Source organism: Ignavibacteria bacterium, assembly GCA_025612375.1.
GTDB lineage: Bacteria > Bacteroidota > Ignavibacteria > Ignavibacteriales > SURF-24 > JAAXKN01.
This window is the reverse complement of record JAAXKN010000114.1, coordinates 1-1,618: the sequence shown is the minus strand read 5'-3', so window position 1 is coordinate 1,618 and position 1,618 is coordinate 1. Positions and strand designations below refer to the sequence as shown.

1 protein-coding gene is annotated in these 1,618 nt (G+C 39.1%); it reads right to left on the bottom strand.

The genetic code is table 11. The features are described 5' to 3' along the window. Positions 1–120: 120 nt before the first annotated feature. Positions 121–1,578, bottom strand: a complete 1,458-nt coding sequence (locus HF312_21545; GenBank protein ID MCU7522795.1) for an IS1182 family transposase — start codon at positions 1,576–1,578, stop codon at positions 121–123. Between the last annotated feature and the right edge of the window lie 40 nt (positions 1,579–1,618).

The window sequence follows — 1,618 nt, the reverse complement described above, 5'->3', positions numbered from 1 at the left end:
CAGACTGTGTGAAAACTCACCTCAAAACAGTGCAAAAACCGCCGTCTTAGCAGTTAAAAACTAGATATGGCATGCGGTATATTACACCTTGATGTCAGACTAAAGAGAGAATCAGTACCCTTATACAAGTACTGCCTCTCTTTTTTGATTAAGTATTTCGAGTAGTTTCTGAATTCCGAGTACACTAATGGCACGTTTCATATTGTATGCCAAAAACGCCATTGCCATTTCAGCTACAACAGTAGCTTTATCTTTGGTTAGAAAATAGTAGGCTCCCCAACCCCGTTTAACAGTGCCAAAGGGATGCTCCACAATACATTGCCTTAACCTGTATTTATCACGGTTAGCTTCCGTCCGGTAGTTGATGGTATCCAGGAAGTCTTGGTCTATATGCCGAAAGATAGCTCTGCCCTTTTTACTTTTGGTACAGCACTTCCTGAATTCACAATTACTGCAGGCATCATAATTTCTGTAATCATAACCGATGATTTTTTCTCTTTCCTTCCTTACTCTTCCTTGAAACAATTCTTTATTTGCAGGGCATATATATACGTTCTTGTCTTTATCGTATTGAAATTTATCTGAGTAAAAATCCCTATCGCCTGTACTGTTACTGCGGGTCTGTGTGGCTACATAAGGGGTAATTCCTTTCTTTATACATTTTTTTAAGTCATCTGCTCTGTAATAGCCTTTATCCGCTAAAACCTCAAACTCTGCATCCTTAAAGAGTTTTTTCGCCCGAAGGGCCATATTGTCCAGCTCACCCAGATCGTTCGGATTATTTGTTACCTTGAAATCTAGAATTAGCTTATGCTTAGAATCTACAGTAGTCTGTACATTGTAGCCTACTTCAACATTTTTGTTGTTGCCCATCAGGCGGGAGTCAGGATCTGTGGTTGATACTTCACTTTCTCCTGCCTCTTCTAATTTCTCTTGGAGTTCCTCATATTTTATCTTGCGGCCTTCAAGTTCTTTTATCTTTTTCTGGATTTCCTCTTTGGTAAATTTCCTGTCATTAGCCTCAGCAGCATCATTCTCATCCAATTCTTTCAAGTATTCATCTATCCTATCTTCTATATACTTAAGATGCCTTTGCAGCTTTTGGTCGTTGTAATTATTCTTTTTCGAGTTACAAGCCCGAAATTTAGAGCCATCAATTGCTACAAGCTCTTTGCCATATAGCCCTAGTTCAAGGCTTAGTTTGGTAAACTCCTTAAAAACCGCTTTTATTCCTTTTGCATTGTCCTTCCTGAAGTCGGCTATTGTTTTGAAATCCGGTTTCAGGTCTTTTAACAGCCATATCACTTCAATATTTCTATATGCTTCTGTTTCGAGTCTTCTGCTGGACTTTATCCTGTTGGGCATGCCGTAAAACAGCAATTTTAAAATATCTTGGGGCCGGTATGGAGGCCTTCCTGTTTCTTTACACTCTGCATTACGAAAGCCTAGTTTCTTCAGATCAAGGCTCTCGATAAATGCATCCAACACCCGTATAGGATTGTCTTCTCCTACATATTCATCTATACTGGTTGGTAGAAAAGTTATCTGATTTCTGTCCATGCCCTCAATATGCCTCATTACATTAACCCACCTTTTCGACTTGATCCAACATAATTAT

What these genes read in the sequence shown, in the direction of transcription:
- HF312_21545 (MCU7522795.1), bottom strand. Translation starts at nt 1,578, where the DNA reads ATGAGGCATATTGAGGGCATGGACAGAAATCAGATAACTTTTCTACCA.